13 protein-coding genes and 1 tRNA gene are annotated in these 17,810 nt (G+C 63.4%); 8 read left to right on the top strand and 6 right to left on the bottom strand.

Annotation, left to right across the window (positions count from 1 at the left end):
• Positions 1-18 precede the first annotated feature (18 nt).
• From thrC to argS, 4 genes are read right to left on the bottom strand one after another with little or no spacing between them, the layout of a single operon-like run.
• On the bottom strand, positions 19-1,101 hold the full coding sequence (gene thrC, locus ABIE52_RS32570) for a threonine synthase (protein ID WP_003941280.1): 1,083 nt from the start codon (positions 1,099-1,101) through the stop codon (positions 19-21).
• Entirely contained in the window at positions 1,098-2,411 is a 1,314-nt protein-coding gene (locus ABIE52_RS32565; RefSeq protein WP_007726192.1) for a homoserine dehydrogenase, read from the bottom strand. The genes thrC and ABIE52_RS32565 overlap by 4 nt, the downstream gene beginning before the upstream one ends.
• On the bottom strand, positions 2,408-3,829 hold the full coding sequence (gene lysA / locus ABIE52_RS32560; RefSeq protein WP_003941384.1) for a diaminopimelate decarboxylase: 1,422 nt from the start codon (positions 3,827-3,829) through the stop codon (positions 2,408-2,410). Before lysA ends, ABIE52_RS32565 begins: the two co-directional genes overlap by 4 nt.
• A complete protein-coding gene (gene argS, locus ABIE52_RS32555; protein ID WP_003941360.1) occupies positions 3,826-5,478 on the bottom strand; it encodes an arginine--tRNA ligase in 1,653 nt (550 codons plus the stop codon). Before argS ends, lysA begins: the two co-directional genes overlap by 4 nt.
• Before the next feature lie 216 nt (positions 5,479-5,694).
• Between argS and ABIE52_RS32550 the strand changes: the two genes are divergently transcribed.
• Both ABIE52_RS32550 and ABIE52_RS32545 read left to right on the top strand, forming a co-directional pair.
• Positions 5,695-6,522, top strand: coding sequence for a thioredoxin-like domain-containing protein (locus ABIE52_RS32550; RefSeq protein WP_003941378.1), 828 nt, complete (start codon positions 5,695-5,697; stop codon positions 6,520-6,522).
• Entirely contained in the window at positions 6,515-7,234 is a 720-nt protein-coding gene (locus ABIE52_RS32545) for a DUF305 domain-containing protein (protein ID WP_030537330.1), read from the top strand. Before ABIE52_RS32550 ends, ABIE52_RS32545 begins: the two co-directional genes overlap by 8 nt.
• Positions 7,235-7,299: 65 nt before the next feature.
• Here the strand turns inward: ABIE52_RS32545 and ABIE52_RS32540 are convergent, their stop codons facing one another.
• Positions 7,300-9,669 (bottom strand): phosphoketolase family protein, encoded by a 2,370-nt coding sequence (locus ABIE52_RS32540; RefSeq protein WP_042445546.1) that lies wholly within the window; start codon positions 9,667-9,669, stop codon positions 7,300-7,302.
• Between the two features lie 243 nt (positions 9,670-9,912).
• Here ABIE52_RS32540 and ABIE52_RS32535 point away from each other — a divergent pair.
• From ABIE52_RS32535 to ABIE52_RS32520, 4 genes are all read left to right on the top strand, one after another.
• Positions 9,913-9,988, top strand: a tRNA-Arg gene (locus ABIE52_RS32535).
• Between the two features lie 89 nt (positions 9,989-10,077).
• The gene (locus ABIE52_RS32530; protein WP_192713360.1) at positions 10,078-11,004 is read left to right on the top strand and encodes a LysR family transcriptional regulator; all 927 of its coding nucleotides are present in this window, start codon (positions 10,078-10,080) and stop codon (positions 11,002-11,004) included.
• A gap of 128 nt (positions 11,005-11,132) precedes the next feature.
• Positions 11,133-12,461: an MFS transporter gene (locus ABIE52_RS32525; protein WP_192713361.1), complete on the top strand. Its 1,329-nt coding sequence runs from the start codon at positions 11,133-11,135 to the stop codon at positions 12,459-12,461.
• Positions 12,462-12,463: 2 nt separating this feature from the next.
• A complete protein-coding gene (locus ABIE52_RS32520; RefSeq protein WP_192713383.1) occupies positions 12,464-14,356 on the top strand; it encodes an FAD-dependent monooxygenase in 1,893 nt (630 codons plus the stop codon).
• Positions 14,357-14,429: 73 nt separating this feature from the next.
• On the opposite strand, the gene ABIE52_RS32515 is transcribed toward ABIE52_RS32520, so the two are convergent.
• Positions 14,430-15,959, bottom strand: a complete 1,530-nt coding sequence (locus ABIE52_RS32515) for an MFS transporter (protein WP_042445539.1) — start codon at positions 15,957-15,959, stop codon at positions 14,430-14,432.
• Between the two features lie 85 nt (positions 15,960-16,044).
• On the opposite strand from ABIE52_RS32515, the gene ABIE52_RS32510 reads away from it, so the two are divergent.
• Positions 16,045-16,422, top strand: coding sequence for a MarR family winged helix-turn-helix transcriptional regulator (locus ABIE52_RS32510; RefSeq protein WP_003941367.1), 378 nt, complete (start codon positions 16,045-16,047; stop codon positions 16,420-16,422).
• A gap of 233 nt (positions 16,423-16,655) precedes the next feature.
• On the top strand, positions 16,656-17,807 hold the full coding sequence (locus ABIE52_RS32505; RefSeq protein WP_007726175.1) for a N(5)-(carboxyethyl)ornithine synthase: 1,152 nt from the start codon (positions 16,656-16,658) through the stop codon (positions 17,805-17,807).
• Positions 17,808-17,810 lie beyond the last annotated feature (3 nt).

Genomic DNA, 17,810 nt, shown 5'->3' with positions numbered 1-17,810 from the left:
TCGATGAATCCACGGACACTATGCAAGCTCGAGGGCAGCCGCGACGGCAACGGGATCGACACCGATCGGCTCGACGTTCGGCATACCCTTCAAAGCCGTGTCAGGATCCTTGAGACCGTTACCGGTCACCGTGCACACGACGGTCAGGCCCGGCTCGAGCCAGCCCTCTGCACGTGCGGCAAGCAGGCCGGCGACGCTGGCTGCCGACGCCGGTTCGACGAAGACGCCCTCGGTGGCGGCGATCAGACGGTAAGCCTCGAGGATCTTCTCGTCGGTGGCGGCACGGAATGCACCGTTCGACTCTTCCTTCGCGGCGACAGCGCCGTTCCAGGACGCGGGAGAACCGATTCGGATTGCGGTGGCGATGGTTTCGGGATCCTTGACGGGTGCACCGTTGACCAGCGGAGCCGCTCCGGCTGCCTGGACACCGAGCATGCGGGGCTTGACCGTGGTCAGACCGTCCGCGTAGTACTCGGAGTATCCGCGCCAGTACGCGGTGATGTTCCCGGCGTTTCCGACCGGGAGTGCGTGCACGTCGGGAGCCTTGCCGAGGACGTCCATGATCTCGAATGCCGCGGTCTTCTGGCCTTCGATGCGCACCGGGTTGACCGAGTTGACGAGACCGATGGTGGGGAATTCGGCCGTGGTCTTGCGTGCCAGCTCGAGGCAGTCGTCGAAGTTGCCCTGGACCTGAATGATCTTGGCACCGTGCATGACTGCCTGCGCAAGCTTGCCCATGGCGATCTTGCCCTGCGGGATGAGCACGGCGCAGGTCATGCCGGCCTTGGCTGCATACGCAGCGGCCGAGGCGGAGGTGTTGCCGGTGGACGCGCACAGAACTGCACGCTGGCCACGGGCCAAGGCGTCGGTGACGGCCATCGTCATGCCGCGGTCCTTGAAGGAACCGGTGGGGTTGAGACCCTCGACCTTGAGGTAGACGTCGCAGCCGGTGATCTCGGAGAGGTGGCCGGCCGGCAGGAGCGGGGTGCCGCCTTCGCGCAGGGTGACGGTCTTCCAGTTGTCACCGATCGCGAGACGGTCCCGGTATGCCTCGATGAGACCCGGCCATGCCTTGTGGACGGGGTTGACGATGCCGGTCATTGTTCAGTGCCTTCCAGTCGCAGCACGCTGGTCACAGCGGTGACGAATTCGAGTTCGTTGAGAGCCGCCACGGTCTCGGAGAGAGCCGCGTCGGTTGCTACATGAGTGACGACCACCAGACGCGCGCCGGCGCCGGCGCCCTCCTGGCGGACGACGGAGATGCTCACGCCGTGCTTGGCGAACTCGGCGGCGACTGCGGACAGCACACCTTCCTTGTCCGCGACCTCCATGTTCACGTAGTAGCGCGTGAGGATGTCGCCCATCGGGGCGACCTTGAGCTTGGCGTACTTGGACTCGCGGGGGCCGCGTCCGCCGTGAACCTTGTTGCGCGCAGCCATCACCAGGTCACCCATCACCGCGGAAGCGGTGGGGGCGCCGCCTGCACCCTGGCCGTAGAACATGAGCCGGCCGGCGTTCTCTGCTTCCACGACAACGGCGTTGAACGCGCCGTTGACCGAGGCCAGCGGATGGCTGAGCGGAACCAGCGCCGGGTACACGCGGGCGGAAATCCGCTCCTTGCCCTTGGGCGTGACAATGCGCTCGCAGATCGAGAGCAACTTGATCGTGCAGTCGAGTGCCTTCGCCGACGCCAGGTCGGCGGAGGTGATCGTGGAGATTCCTTCGCGGTACACGTCCGCGGCAGTGACGCGGGTGTGGAACGCGATCGACGCGAGGATCGCTGCCTTCGCCGCGGCGTCGTAGCCTTCGACGTCCGCGGTCGGGTCGGCTTCCGCGTATCCGAGGCGTCCGGCTTCGGCCAAGGTCTCTTCGTAGTCGGCGCCGGTCTCGTCCATCGCCGAAAGGATGAAATTGGTGGTGCCGTTCACGATTCCGGCGACCTTGTTGACACGGTCTCCGGCCAACGACTGTGTGAGCGGGCGGATCACGGGGATCGCACCGGCAACAGCGGCCTCGAAGTACAGGTCGACAGAGTTGGCCTCTGCAGCCTCCGCCAATTCACCGGTGTGGTCCGCGAGCAGCGCCTTGTTGGCGGTCACGACCGACTTGCCGGAGTTGAGCGAAGAGAGAATCAGCTTGCGAGGGAGCTCGATTCCGCCGATCACCTCGACCACGATGTCGACGTCGTCACGACCGACCAGGGACTCGGCGTCCGTCGTCTGCAGTTCCTCGGGAATTCCGCGGTCCGAGCCGATACGGCGGACGGCAACCCCCCGCAGTTCCAACGGGGCGCCGACGCGAGCTTCGAGTTCCTCGGCCTGCTCACGAATGATCCGGACGACCTCGCTCCCGACGTTGCCGAGGCCGAGAACGGCCACACCGATAGCGCGATGCGCCGATTCGCTCGTCACTGCGATACCTCCAAGCTGAGCAGATCTTCCACTGTTTCCCTCCGCAGAATCACGCGTGAGACTCCGTCACGCACCGCCACCACGGCTGGGCGGGTGAGCAGGTTGTACCTGCTCGACATCGAATAGCAGTATGCACCGGTCGCTGCTACCGCTAGTAAATCACCGGGCCCGACGTCCTCGGGCATCCAGGTGTCCCGAATGACCACGTCACCGGACTCGCAGTGCTTACCGACGATACGTGCAACGACGGGATCAGCCTCGGAAGTTCGCGAAACCAACTTGGCTTCGTACTCCGCACCGTAGAGGGACGTGCGGATGTTGTCGCTCATCCCGCCGTCGACGCTGATGTAGCGGCGTGTCAGCGAGCTACCCACCGTGACGTCCTTGATGGTGCCGACCTCGTAGAGCGTCACCGTGCCAGGTCCGGCGATGGCGCGGCCGGGTTCGACGGCAAGCGTCGGCTCCGGCAATCCGGCCAATGCGGACTCGTTGCGCACGATGTGGCCGAGCTTTGCTGCCAGTTCGTCGACGGGCGGCGGGTCGTCGGAGGGGATATACGAGATCCCCATGCCGCCGCCGAGGTCGATGATCGAAATCTGCTTGGTCTTCTCGACTCCGAACTCGGTGACGACGTCGCGGAGCAAACCGATCACGCGGTGCGCTGCCACCTCGAAACCGTCGACGTCGAAGATCTGCGAACCGATGTGGCTGTGCAGGCCGACCAGGCGCAAGTTGTCGGCAGCGAAGACGCGACGGACCGCGTCGATCGCCGCTCCCCCGGCCAGCGAGAAACCGAACTTCTGGTCCTCGTGTGCGGTGGAGATGAATTCGTGAGTATGCGCTTCGACGCCGACGGTCAGTCGGATCAACACGTCCTGAACGACACCGGCCTCACCGGCGACACGATCGAGTCGGTCGATCTCGATCGACGAGTCGAGCACGACGTGTCCGACGCCCGCGGCGACACCAGCGGCCAGTTCGGCGACTGACTTGTTGTTGCCGTGCATGGCAATTCGCTCGGCCGGGAAGTCCGCGTGCAACGCGATCGCCAGTTCGCCGCCGGAGCAGACGTCGAGCGAGAGGCCTTCGTCGGCGACCCAGCGTGCGATCTCGCCACAGAGGAATGCCTTGGATGCGTAGTGCACCTTGGCATCCGGGCCGAAGGCGCGGGCCATGTCACGGCAGCGTGAACGGAAGTCGTCCTCGTCGATGACGAACAACGGAGTGCCGTACTTCTCGGCAAGTTCACCGACCTTGACACCCGCGAGGGTCACTTCACCGTCGTCGCCGCGAGAAGCGTTGCGCGGCCACACCTGCGGTGAGAGTTCGCCGAAGGCTTCGGGGCTGGTCGGACGGTCGGGCAAGCCGGGGGCCTGCAACTGCTCGGCATGCTTGGGGCCGGCGGGGTGCGCGTTCACATTTGCTCCGGTGCGGTGACGCCGAGCAGTTCGAGACCGTTGGCCAGGACCTGTCGGGTGGCGGCGCAGAGAGCCAGACGCGCGCGGTGCACGTCGGTGGCGTCTTCGTCGCCTTGCGGAAGGATGCGGCACGCGCCGTAGAAGCGGTGGTACGCACCCGCGAGTTCTTCGAGGTAGCGGGCAATACGGTGCGGCTCACGCAGATTCGCAGCGCTCGACACGACGCGTGGATACTCGCCGATCGTGCGGATGAGGTCACCCTCCTGCTCGACGGTGAGCAGGGCGAGGTTGCTCGCGTCGGCGGACAGACCGAGGTCTGCGGCGTTGCGGGCGATCGCCGAGAGGCGTGCGTGCGCGTACTGCACGTAGTAGACGGGGTTCTCGCTGCTGGTCTTGGTCCACAGGTCGAGGTCGATGTCGATGCTCGAGTCGACCGACGAGCGGATCATGACGTAACGCGAGGCGTCGACGCCGATTGCCTCGACCAGGTCGTCGAGGGTGATGACGGTGCCTGCACGCTTGCTCATCTTGACGGCAGTGCCGTCCTTGACGAGGTTGACCATCTGGCCGATCAGCACCTCGACGGTGTCCGGATCGTCGCCGAATGCGGCAGCGGCAGCCTTGAGACGGCCGATGTAACCGTGATGGTCGGCGCCGAGCATGTAGATACAGAGGTCGAACCCACGGGCGCGCTTGTTCTGGAAGTAGGCGATGTCACCGGCGATGTAGGCGGCGTTGCCATCGCTCTTGATGACGACGCGGTCCTTGTCGTCGCCGTAGTCGGTGCTCTTGAGCCACCACGCACCGTCTTCGTGGAAGAGGTTGCCCGAACCCTTGAGGGATTCGACGGCCTTCTCGACCGCACCGGATTCGAAGAGCGAGTTCTCGTGGAAGTAGACGTCGAAGTCGACGCCGAAGTCGTGCAGGGTCTGCTTGATGTGCGTGAACATCAATTCGACGCCGATGGCGCGGAAGGTTTCCTGCTGCTCGTCGGCAGGCAGATCCATGACGTCGGGACGCTGCTTCAGAACCGAGGCGGCGATGTCGGCGATGTATGCACCGGCGTAACCGTCTTCGGGAGCAGGTTCACCCTTCGCTGCAGCGATCAGCGAACGCGAGAAGCGGTCGATCTGGGCACCGTGATCGTTGAAGTAGTACTCACGTGTTACCAAACCACCCTGCGCGGACAGAATGCGTCCGAGCGCGTCTCCGACTGCGGCCCAACGGGTTCCACCGAGGTGAATCGGTCCGGTGGGGTTGGCGGAGACGAATTCGAGGTTGATCTTCTTGCCGGCGAGGGAGTCACCCGAGCCGTACGACGCACCGGCTTCGAGAACCGACACGACGATCGCGCCCTGGGCGTCCTTGTCCAACCGAATGTTGAGGAAGCCGGGCCCGGCGATCTCGGCGGATTCGATTCCGTCGGCAGCGGTGAGGGCTTCGGCGATCCAGCCCGCCAGCTCGCGGGGATTCGTGCCGACCTTCTTGGCTACCTGCATGGCAATGTTGGTGGCGTAATCGCCGTGCTCGGGGTTGCGTGGTCGCTCGACGGTGAGGGTTTCGGGTAGCACGGATACGTCGAGGCCACGATCGGCAAGGACGCTCGCTGCGGTTCCGCGGAGCAGTTCGGCAAGGTCAGCTGGAGTCACAGGTATTCATCCTATTGCCTGCACACCGGAAGTGGAGACTCGCCTCACGCCTCGCTCACCGTGAACGTGCGCGGGGCCGCTGTGGCGTGTCGCACGCCACTCTCAAAGTTTGCCCTCAGACTCGGAAAGTACAGTGGTAATGCCCGAGCTACCACCGCGTACCTTCATGCGCGGGCGCGCCACACCTCAAGCCCACACACCGAAAGAGCCCAATCGATGCCAAGCGGTTCCGATAGTCGCGGTCCCAACAAGAACTCCGGGGCCAAATCAGCCAAGGCCATCAAGGCCGCCAACAAGAACAGTCGGCCGGCCAAGAAGGGCAAGGGCGGCGTCCCCGCTCCCCGCCAGATCCCCTGGCTGTCGATCGGCGCCGGTGTGGCTGTGCTCGCACTCATCGCCGTGCTCGGTATCAATCTGTGGCCCAAGGTCGAGGAGCGGCAGGCCCTCGAGCCGTACAAGTACAGCTCGGAGAACAAGGATCCGTCGGACAAGATCGACGGCGTCCTCAAGATCGAGTACCCGGCCGGCCAGCACGTCGATTCCACTCAGCGCGTGGCGTACGACCAGACCCCGCCGTTCGGTGGCCCACACGACGCCACCTGGGCTAACTGCACCGGAACCGTGTACGCCGACCCGATTCGCACCGAGAACGCCGTCCACTCGCTCGAGCACGGCGCCATCTGGATCACGTACAACCCCGATCTCGTCGACCAGGACCAGATCGACAGTCTCGCCGGACGCGTGAACGGCAAGTCCTACATGCTGATGTCGCCGTACCCCGGTCAGAGCAGCCCCATTTCTCTGCAGTCGTGGGGCCATCGCCTCGAGATCGACAAGGCCGACGACGATCGCATCGATCAGTTCATCACTGCGCTGAACCAGAACCCGAACGTCTACCCCGAGGTCGGCGCGAGCTGCACCAACCCGCTGTTCACTCCGTCGACGTCGCCGTTCGATCCGACACCTCCGGGCGCCGACGCCATCCAGATGGACGGCACGGGCGCTACCCCGGCCACCGACGAACAGATTCCCGCCGGTGGATAGTTCGACGAACACCGATCAGTCTTCGAAGCCGAGTCAGCGCACCGCACTGCTGATCATCGGTCTGATCGGCGCGATCGCCGTCGGTTTTGCGCTCGGCGCACTGACCAACCTCCTCGGACCCGATGCGAAGTCGTCACTGACCGTTCCGGCTTCGGATTCGGTGGACGTGGGCTTCGCGCAGGACATGAGCGTGCATCACAGCCAGGCCGTCGACATGGCGTCCATCGCCCTGACGAAGTCCACGGACAACGACGTACGCACGCTCGCGTTCGACATCTTGACCACGCAGCAGAACCAGCTCGGTCAGATGCAGGCGTGGCTGACCATGTGGGATCAGCCGCTGTCCAAGGTGGGCCCGTACATGGAGTGGATGTCGTCGGATTCGGGCTCCGGCCATGGATCGCACGGGACTTCGGCCACGATGGACATGAGTCATTCCGGGCCGGTCGACACGATGCCCGGCATGGCGTCCCCCGAGGACCTTGCGGCTCTCCGCGCAGCGGAAGGTCTGCAACTCGACACTTTGTTCCTGCAGCTGATGCTTCGTCACCACGAAGGTGGGCTTCCGATGATGGAGTACGCAGCAGCCGACGCCACCGAGGGGCCGGTGCGCAGCCTGGCGCAGACGATGGTCAACACGCAGCAGAGCGAGTCCAAGCTGATGACCGACATGTTGGCAGCTCGCGGCGCAGTGCCACTGCCCATGAACTGAACTGCACTGCACTGCACTGCACTGAGCCGCAATTGTTCAGACCCAACTGGGCCTGGTCCTGAATTTCAGGACCAGGTCCAGTTTTCTACTTCCGGCATGTCTTCGAGGTGCTCGACGATGTAACGCGAGTGCTTTTCGAGCTGTGTGCGGCAGAACTCCGCCAACTCGGACGCCCCGGCCGGCCGACGCTTGGAGCGTCGTAGCGCCTCGATCACCAGGTGGTAGCGGCTCATCTTGTTGAGGACAACCATGTCGAACGGTGTTGTGGTTGTTCCCTGTTCACTGAATCCGCGAACGTGGAAGCGCTCGGGACTCGGACGCCCGTGAATCAGTTCGTGCACGGCACGCGAGTATCCGTGGAATGCGAACACGACGTCGGTCTGCGCGGTGAACAGATCGAGGAAGACCCGCTCCCCGAATCCGTGGGGATGCTCGGTTGGCGTCAGCAAGGCCATCAGATCGACGACGTTGACGACGCGGGTGATCAGTTCGGGTGTGTGATCGCGCAGCAACTGTGCAGCAGCCAGGATCTCCTGCGTCGGCACATCTCCCGCGGCGGCCAGGACCACGTCCGGTTCCTGTCCGCGAGCCTCGGTTCCGGCCCATTCCCAGACCGAAGCGCCCGCCGCGCAGTGCTCGTGCGCTTGCTCGAGCGTGAGGTACTGCAGGTGTGGTTGCTTGTCCACGACTATCAGGTTGACGTGGTCGGTGCTACGCAGGCAGTGATCCGAGATCGAGAGCAAGGTGTTGGAATCCGGCGGCAACCACACGCGGATCACACTGGGGGCCAAGGGAATAACGGCGTCGATCATGCCGGGGCCCTGATGACTGAATCCGTTGTGATCGTTGCGCCAGCACGTACTGGTCAGCAGCACGTTGAGCGAAGCAACAGACGCCCGCCACGGCAGGTCGACGGCATGTTGGAGCCACTTGGCGTGCTGGATGAGCATCGACACGCTCACCATCGCAAATGCTTCGTAGCTCGCGAACATCCCGTGTCGGCCCGACAGCAGATAGCCCTCGAGCCATCCCTCGCAGAGGTGCTCGCTGAGGACCTCCATGACACGACCGTCCGCGGACAGCCCGTCGTCGTAGTCGGTGATCGGCAGTTGCCAGCAGCGATCGGTTGTCTCGAATACGGCGCCGAGGCGATTGCTCGACGTCTCGTCCGGACAGAAGAGTCGGAAGATCCCGCCGCTGTCCTCGGTTTCCGTGGCGGCGTAGATGTCGCGCAGAAGCTCGCCGAGCACTCGCGTCGTCTCGTGGAAGGTCGAACCCGGGGATTGGATGGGAAGCGCGTACTTTTCGAGCGGCGGCATCGGGAGATCGACGCGAAGTCGTCCACCGTTCGCGTAGGGAGTGCTCCCCATGCGCTTGTCCCCCGTCGGCGACAGCGCCGCCAGTTCCGCGACGAGTGATCCGTTGGCGTCGAACAACTCGTCCGGACGGTACGACCGCATCCACTCTTCGAGTTGCCGCAGATGTGATTCGTTGCTTCGCACGCCGGACAACGGCACCTGGTGCGCACGATGTGTGCCCTCGACCAAGATTCCGTCGACGGTGTGTGGACCGGTCCATCCTTTCGGCGTCCGCAACACGATTGCCGGCCACGAACCCGTCCACTCCTCTCCGCGGCGTGCGGCACCCTGCATCTCGCGGATCTTCTCGTACGCCTGCGAGATCGCTTGATACAGCTGAGGAAACACCGCGTCGGGGTCGTCACCGGAGACGACGATCGGCGCCCACCCCTGTCCACCAAGATAGGCCTGGATGTCTTCGTCGCTGCTGCGTCCGTAGACCGTCGGCCCGGCGATCTTGGCACCGTTCACGTGCAGGATCGGCAGCACCGCGCCGTCGCGTCGTGGATTCAGGAACGCCGGGAGCTTCCACGAACCGGACAACGGCCCGGTCTCCGCTTCGCCGTCGCCGATCACACAGGCCACCACGAGGTTCGGATGATCGAAGGCAGCGCCGGCCGCATGGGCAAGGGCGTAGCCGAGTTCGCCGCCTTCGTGGATGCTTCCGGGTGTCTGCACACTCACATGGCTGGGCACTCCGCCGGGAGCGGAGAATCGCCGACACATCCGGTGGATGCCCTCGGCGTCGTCCGAGACTTCAGGATAGATCTCCGAGTACGTTCCCTCGAGATACGTCGACGCGACCAGCGCCGGACCGCCGTGCCCGGGACCGGTCACGTACAGCCAGTCTGCGCCGGTGGCGACGATGTGCCGATTGAGGAGCGTGTAGATCATCGACAAGCCGGGGCTGGTCCCCCAGTGCCCGAGCAGTCGGGGCTTGATGTGCTCGGCACGCAACGGTTCCCGCAGAAGCGTGTTGTCCTTCAGATAGATCTGCGCGACGGTCAGGTAGTTGGCCGCTGCCCACCACTTCAGGTCGAGCGCGAGCTGGTCTTCGGAATAGTGGTGATCGGTCATCAACGACTCCCGTACCTCACGAGGGTGCCCGAGCAGTCCGCCCGAGCCTGTGCTCAGAGCCGAGCCTAGGCGTAAAAAGCATCCGAGTCAGTCGGTACAGATGATTCGACGACCATGGTCCCCGGCCACATCCTCGACAGCCTCACGCGAGGACGCCATGCCGAGACGGGTGCCGGTTTGGTCTTGTCCCCCCGTGATGCGCTACGCTAACGCAGCCCAATCGGCACACCGAGTATTCGGTGCGCCCCCGTAGCTCAGGGGATAGAGCGTTCGCCTCCGGAGCGAAAGGTCGCAGGTTCGAATCCTGCCGGGGGCACCACGAAGACGCAGGTCAGCGATTGATCGTCGACCTCTTCACGGTGCCACACCAAAATATTCAGGGCAATCTACCCGACTACTGTCGATCTCATGCCTCGCATCGATCCTGCTCCCACGTACACGATGCGTCAGCTGGCCGCGTTTGTCGCGGTAGCCGAGACCGGAACGATCAGTGCCGCGGCCGAGCGCCTGCACCTCTCTCCTTCCGCCCTGTCCGCGGCGCTCACCGAACTCGAACGCGCGCTCAAAGTTCAACTGTGCGTTCGCCGTCGCTCATTCGGCATTCAACTCACCCGCACCGGTGAAGCGGTTCTGGTGCGCGCCCGGGCGCTACTTCAGCAAGCCGGGGAACTCGAATCCGATGCGCTCGGAACCGGCGGAAGCGTGTCGGGGCCCATAGCGATCGGCTGTTATCCCGCTCTGGGGCCGACGGTGTTGCCGTCGATGATCGCCGGGTTCACCCGTGAGAATCCTGACGCGCAGGTGGAGTTCCGCGAGGACACTCAGAATCGGCTCCAGACACATCTCGAGAACGGCGAGTTGGACCTCGCGATCGCTTACGACCTGGACCTGTCTCCACAATTGCGCACAGTTCCGTTGGCCATCCGCGAACCCTTGATCGTCCTGGGTGCAGAACACCCACTCGCGCGGTCCGAGCGATCGATCCATCTTCCGGACCTCGCGGAACACCCGATGGTTCTCCTCGACGCGCCGCCGAGCACCAAACACGCGCTCGACGTCTGTCGCGCAGGCGGATTCGCCCCGAAGGTTGCCTACAGAACTGCGAACTTCGAGACGGCGAGGGCATTTGTCGGCCGTGGCCTCGGCTGGACGCTGCTACTCCAGCGGCCCAAGATCGACGTCACGTACGAGGGGCTCGAGGTGGTCGTCAAGACCATCGCTTCCCCCGCCGTGCCGTCGGTGCACGTAGTTCTCGCTTGGCACCAGAACACTCGCCTCAGCCGCGTCGCACGCGCTTTCATAGAATTCGTTTCACCCTCAGAACCTGCCCAATAGTCCCGCTACCAGGCAGCGGAGCTGGTTCCACGTATTTTCCGTGCAAGAACCTCCAATTCTTTCGCTTTTCAATTGTTGTGGCGCACGTCATTGTTTCTTCAAGCCACATTCATCTCGAAAGGCACTTCATGACCTCCATCGCCTCACCGACCGCAACGCGCGCCGCCGCGACGGTCAAGGCGCGTAAGGCCGCCCTCGGCAGCTTTGTCGGCACCGCCATCGAGTGGTACGACTTCTTCATCTACGGCACCGCCGCCGCACTCGTGCTCGGCAAGCAGTTCTTCCCCGGCACGTCCGATCTGGCCGGCACCCTCGCCGCCTTCGCCACCCTCGCCGTCGGATTCGTCGCGCGTCCCATCGGCGGAATCGTGATGGGCCACTTCGGCGACCGCATCGGACGCAAATCCATGTTGGTCACCTCGTTGATGCTGATGGGCTGCGCCACCGTTGCCATCGGGCTGCTACCCAACTACGCCGCTATCGGCGTCTTTGCCCCCCTACTCCTGGTGACCTTGCGATTCGTTCAGGGACTCGGTGTCGGCGGCGAGTGGGGCGGCGCAGTTCTGGTCGCCACCGAAAACGCACCCGAGGGCAGGAAGGGGCTGTACGGCAGCGCACCACAAATCGGTGTTCCCGCAGGCGTACTGGTGGCCAATCTCGTCTATCTCCCCCTCGCCGCCTTCATGGACGACGATGCATTCAACTCCTGGGGATGGCGAATCCCGTTCCTGCTCAGCGCAGTTCTGGTGGGCGTTGCGATGTGGATCCGTCTCGGCCTCGAGGAAAGTGACGAGTTCACCGCGTCGAAGTCCGAGGCACCGGCGGAGTCCATGCCGATTCTCGAGGTTCTCACCAGACACTGGAAGACTGTGCTCCTCGCCGGTGGAACCTTCATCGCCACCAACGGAATCGCGTACGCGTACATGGTTTACGTCCTCAAGTACGGCGAGACCGAACTCGGCTTCAGCAAGACCACGATGCTCTTTCTTCTCATCGCATCCTGCCCGTTCTGGATGGCGGGAATGGCTTTCAGCGCTCACAAGTCGGACACTCTCGGACGCCGGACCGTCTACATCCGCAGTTCGATCACCCTGGTAGTGGCGGCAGCGGTGTTCTTTCCGCTGATCGACACAGCGATCGTTCCGGTGATGCTCGTATCGATGATCGCCCTCGGCTTCACGCTCGGCTGCTGCGCCGGCCCACAAGCGGCACTGTTCGCCGAATTGTTTCCCGCACACATCCGCTACAGCGGAGCGTCACTCGGCTACCAGATCGGCGCAATCCTCGGCGGCGGTCTGGCCCCGATGATCGCCACCGCGCTCTACGCCGCCTTCGACACCTCGTTCGCCATCACCGCCTACTTCGTGATCATTGCCGTGATCAGCCTGGTTTCCATCCTGCTGCTCCCGGAACCTCAACTGATCCCGAAAAACACTGCCGCACAGAAAGCCTCGTGACCATGTCGACCTACTTTCATCCGAAGAAGTACGCACCCGAGGACTTCGCCTCCCTGGCGCCTTCGGCCGACGCACTTCCCGTCGTGATCGTCGGAGCCGGCCCCGTCGGCATGGGCGTAGCCATGGGCTTGGCGCAGCGCGGCATTGCCGTCACGATTCTCGAAGCGGCCGATCAGGTCTCGTTCGGCAGTCGCGCGATCTGCGTGTCACGCCACAGCCTCGAAGTTGCCGAACGCCTCGGCTTCGGTGCCGAGCTCGAAGACATCGTTCTGCCGTGGGTGGGTGGTCGGAGTTACTACCGCGATCAGGAAGTACTGCAGTTCCGCATGGCATCCGCCGAGCACGACGCGCGTGGACCCATGGTCAACGTCTCGCAATCCGAGTTCGAGCAGATCATGACCGACAAGCTGCTCGCTCACCCACTGGTGAACTTCCACTGGTCGTCGTCGATCGCCGGCATCTCCGTCGGTGACGACGAGGTGACTCTGACCGTCGACACCGCGTTCGGAACCCGCGAACTGCGCGCGGCGTGGGTCGTTGCCGCCGACGGTGGACGCAGCAAGATGCGCGAACTCAGCGGAATCCGCTTGCAGGGCAACAGCTACGAGGGCAACTACGTCATTGCCGATATTCATTGGGAATCGGAACTCCCGGCCGAGCGTCTGGTGTGGTTCGACGCACCCAGCAACCCGGGGTCCACGATCATCATGCATCGCCAACCACGGGACATCTGGCGCATCGACTACCAGCTCGACGCCTCGGACGATCCGGAAGAGGAGACGCAAGAAGATCGCATCCGTGACCGCATCACGCGTCACCTCGAATGGCTCCAGAGCGACATCCCCTGGACCCTGGAATGGTTCGGCTTCTACCGCGCCCACGCACTCGCTCTGGAAGATTTCACTCACGGCCGTGTGCTTTTTGCCGGCGACGCCGCGCATCTCGTTCCGATCTTCGGTGTGCGCGGCCTGAACTCGGGCATGGAAGACGCCGAGACCCTGGTGTGGCAACTAGCCGCCGTCATCAACGGAGCTGCCGATTCCACCATCCTCGACGCGTATTCGAAGGAACGTCGCAGCGCGTGGCAGCAGAACGTCGACAACGCAGGCAAGTCGACGCTCATCATGTCGCCCGGCAGTCACGGCTACCGGACCACCCGCGATGCCGTACTCGAACTCGCCACCAAGCGAGGCGAATTCGCGCACCTCATCAACCCGCGCCAGTCGAGTGCGACGCACGCCCGGCTCTCGCCGCTGACGTGGCCCACAGTTGCGGGCGCCGAGGGCGTACTACCCGGCGATCCGTTGGAAGACAGAGTCGTCCAGGTCTCGGCGGACGGTTCATCTACCTCCTTGAACAGTCTGCGCGGTACTGGATTCGGCCTACTGGCTTTCGGACTGTCAGCTGAGCTGGTATCCGAACTCGACACGCAAGCCGAAATCCTTGCTCAGGCCCTTGCACCGGAAACCGTGCGCGTGATCACCGTGGGAACTACCTGCTCCACGGTTCCCGATGCCGAAGGCAATCTCGCATCTGCCCTCGGCGCTCGTGTCGGCGAGATCTTCGTGATTCGGCCCGACGGATTGGTGCTGTGCCGCATCAGCGATCCCACGCAATTGAACGACGTGGCCAAGCACCTCACCGCCGGCACTGCGCCGACGCACTTCGACTCGCAACAGTCCGTCACGACGACTGTGATCGACGACGAGGGCCGCCGCGAACACGTCTGGTTGACACTGTCGAATGCACTGGATCAGGCTGATCCGTCCGACCGCGAAGCCATGTTGGTGCGCCTTGCCTTGATTCTCGGTTCGCAAGCTACGTCGACGAGCTTCGACGTAGCACTGAAAGACGCTGCTCTGAAAGACGCAGCCCTGAAATCTGCCACCCGATAGTTCAGACACAGCAACTCGGCCGCGCAGGATTGTCTCCTACGCGGCCGAGCGCATTCGCGGATGAAGCGAGTATTCAGTTGACCTCGGCCAATTCCTTTTCTTCCTCAGCGCGCCCTTCACGTGCGGAGCTTCCCCGCAGCGACCTTCCACGTACCAGCGGCGAGACGGTGATCGCCAAGCCCACCAGCGCGACCCCGGTGACCAGGATCAGTCCGGGATGGAACTGCTCGAATCCGGCGGTACCGGCGCCGGACGCGGTGTGCGATCCAGCGGTTACGAGGGCAGTGGTCAGAGCGAGCACGAGCGCCGCACCGACCTGAGCGGAGGTGTTCACCAGCCCGGACGCCAAACCCTGCTCCGAGTCGTCGACACCCGAGGTGGCCTGGGCCATGATCGAGGTGTACCCCAGCGCGAATCCGAGTCCGAGCAGGATGACGCTCGGCAGAATCGCCACGACGTACGACGGTGAATCGCTGCCCGCGAAGAGGAACCAGAGGTACCCGACGCTGAGCGAGGTCAGTGCCGCGATGATGAGCTTGGCACTGCCGTACAGGTCGACCAGCCGTCCGACGAACGGCGATCCGAATGCGACGATGATGCCCGCGGGCAGCAGTGCCATCGCCATCTTCAGGGGCGACCAGCCGAGGGCCGACTGCAGGAAGATCGTCATCATGAACTGGAAGCTCAGGTAGGAACCGAAGAGCGCGATGATGGCCAGATTTGCACGAACGATGGTGCCGACGCGCAGAAGCCCAAGTCGCACAAGCGGATGCGCCACCTTCTTCTCCACGAAGAAGAACGTCGCCAGAAGCACGGCTGCGACGGCGAACGAACCCAGCGTCATCGGGTGTGCCCATCCACGGGTCGGAGCCGAAACCATCGTGTACACCGTGAGAAGCATTCCCGTCACCAGGGTGACGGCGCCGACGAGGTCGTGTCCCCCGGTATCTGCGGGACGGTCCCGCGGAATGAGGAAGTACCCACCGATCAGCGCGATGACGGCAAACGGAACCGGCATCAGGAACGTGAATCGCCAACCGGCACTGGTCAACAGCCCACCGAGGATCAGACCGGACGAGTAACCACTGGCGCCGAACACGGAGAACACCGACAGCGCACGGTTACGGGCCGGACCTTCCTTGAACGTCGTGGTGAGAATGGACATTGCGGTCGGAGCGGTGAAGGCCGCAGCCAATCCCTTCACGAATCGTGATGCGATCAGCAGTGTTCCGTTGTCGACAAGGCCACCGACCAGCGAGGCGATTGCGAACACGGTCAGTGCGATCAGGAAGACCTTCCTGCGCCCGAGAAGATCGGCGGTACGTCCACCGAGTAGCAACAGGCCGCCGAATCCGAGGACGTAGCCGTTGATGATCCACTGCAGCGAGGTAGTGGACAGGCCCAGTTCATTGCCGATGGACGGAAGCGCGACGCCCACCATCGACACATCGAGACCGTCGAGGAACAACACGAGGCAGAGCACCGCGAGGATGCCCCACAGCTTGAGGGACCAGCCCTCCCCTGTGGCCGGATCCGAGGATTCCGTAGAAACCGGGGCTTCCGGCGAATCGAATGGTTTGAGTGTCGAGTCTGTGCAAGTCACGTCAGCGAGAATAGATGCACATGCACATAATGCACAAGCATTTAATGCAATTGCACGTAATCGAGTCTTCAACTAGAATGCGGTCGTGACGTCGGAATCCGAATTGCGCAACACCTGGCGCTCGCTGTCGACCAGCTACAACGACATCGCGTGCGAACTCGATCGCCAGATGCAGTCGGCGCATGGGCTGAGCATGAGCGACTTCGAGGCTCTCGACCGACTCATGGACGCCACGTGCGAACGTCCACGCATGCAGGAGCTTGCCTCGGAGATGTACCTGAGTCCCAGCGCGCTCTCCCGTAGCGTGGCCCGTCTCGAGAAGGCCGGACTGGTTCAGCGAGCACTGTGCGAGGCCGACCGGCGCGGAGTCTTCGTCGACGTCACCGACAAAGGACGTCAGGTACACGCGGACGCCAGCAAAATCCAACTGGCCGTACTGGATTCACGCCTGCGCGAGCAGTAGCCACACGTCAGCGGAGCACGACACAGCGCCCGGCCACCGGGCGAGGGCCGTTCCGGACTAGACTGAGCACATACCGACGCGCCTTTCTGTTGCCGTCGGCGATCGACAGCAGCGCAGCCAGCACGCTTTCACGCGGTCCTGGCCGAGGCAATCTGCCAGCGTTCCTGCGGCTTCTGCTAGTCCCTCAGGCTCCTGCCTGACATCTCTACCTGCTCCTATCGAGAGATACACAATTGAACAACGCACGCACCCTTGGAGTCATCGGACAGTCGAGCAAACCGGCAGAACGCCGGTTGCCGATCCATCCTGCGCATTTCGATCGCATCGATGCCGAACTACGTTCTCGGATCTACCTCGAAGAAGGCTACGGCCACCCCTTCGGCTACTCCGACGACTACCTCTCGCGCCTCGTTGCCGGAATCCGCACGCGCAAGCAGATTTTGGCGGAAACCGATGTGGTTCTGCTACCGAAGCCGTTGGTGCGTGACCTCGCCGAACTACGGTCAGGTCAGGTTCTCTGGGGCTGGCCGCACTGTGTCCAGGACACCGAACTGACACAGATCGCGATCGACAAGAAACTGACTCTCATCGCCTTCGAGGCCATGAACTTCTGGCACAGCGACGGATCGTTCAATCTGCATGTGTTCCACAAGAACAACGAGCTCGCCGGTTATTGCTCGGTACTGCACGCCCTGCAGTTGATCGGTTCCACCGGTGATTACGGCCGGCGTCTCACCGCTGCCGTGATCGGTTTCGGAGCCACTGCACGCGGCGCGGTCACAGCACTCAAGGCGCACGGTATCCACGAAGTGGACGTCCTCACCCAGCGTGGAGTCACCGCGGTCAGCTCCCCCATCCACTCGGCGCGCATGGTCTCGTTCGACAACAACAACGGTGACGTCCGTGGCAGCCACGTCATGCTCGACAACCACAGCGTGCCGGTGCCCGGCTTCTTGGCCGAGCACGACATCGTCGTCAACTGCGTACTGCAGAACACGGACGCCCCACTGACGTTCCTGACCGAGGAAGATCTCATGGACTTCCAACCGGGAAGCCTCATCGTCGACGTCTCGTGCGACGAAGGCATGGGGTTCAGCTGGGCTCGTCCCACCTCGTTCGCGGATCCGACCTTCATCGTCGGCGACAACATCACTTACTACGGCGTCGATCACAGCCCGTCGTACCTGTGGAACTCCGCGTCGTGGGAGATCAGCGAATCACTTCTTCCCTACCTGCCCACTGTGATGGCAGGAGAGACGGCCTGGAAGGCAGACGAGACCGTCGATCGGGCCATCGAAATCCGGGACGGCGTCATCGTGAATCCCGCCATCACACGTTTCCAGCACCGCTCGTCGGACTACCCGCACGCTGTCATCGCGGAGTAGGCG

Source organism: Rhodococcus sp. OAS809, assembly GCF_040546695.1.
GTDB lineage: Bacteria > Actinomycetota > Actinomycetes > Mycobacteriales > Mycobacteriaceae > Rhodococcus_F > Rhodococcus_F qingshengii.
The sequence above is the reverse complement of the archived record's forward strand: the minus strand, read 5'-3'. Positions and strand labels throughout refer to the sequence as shown.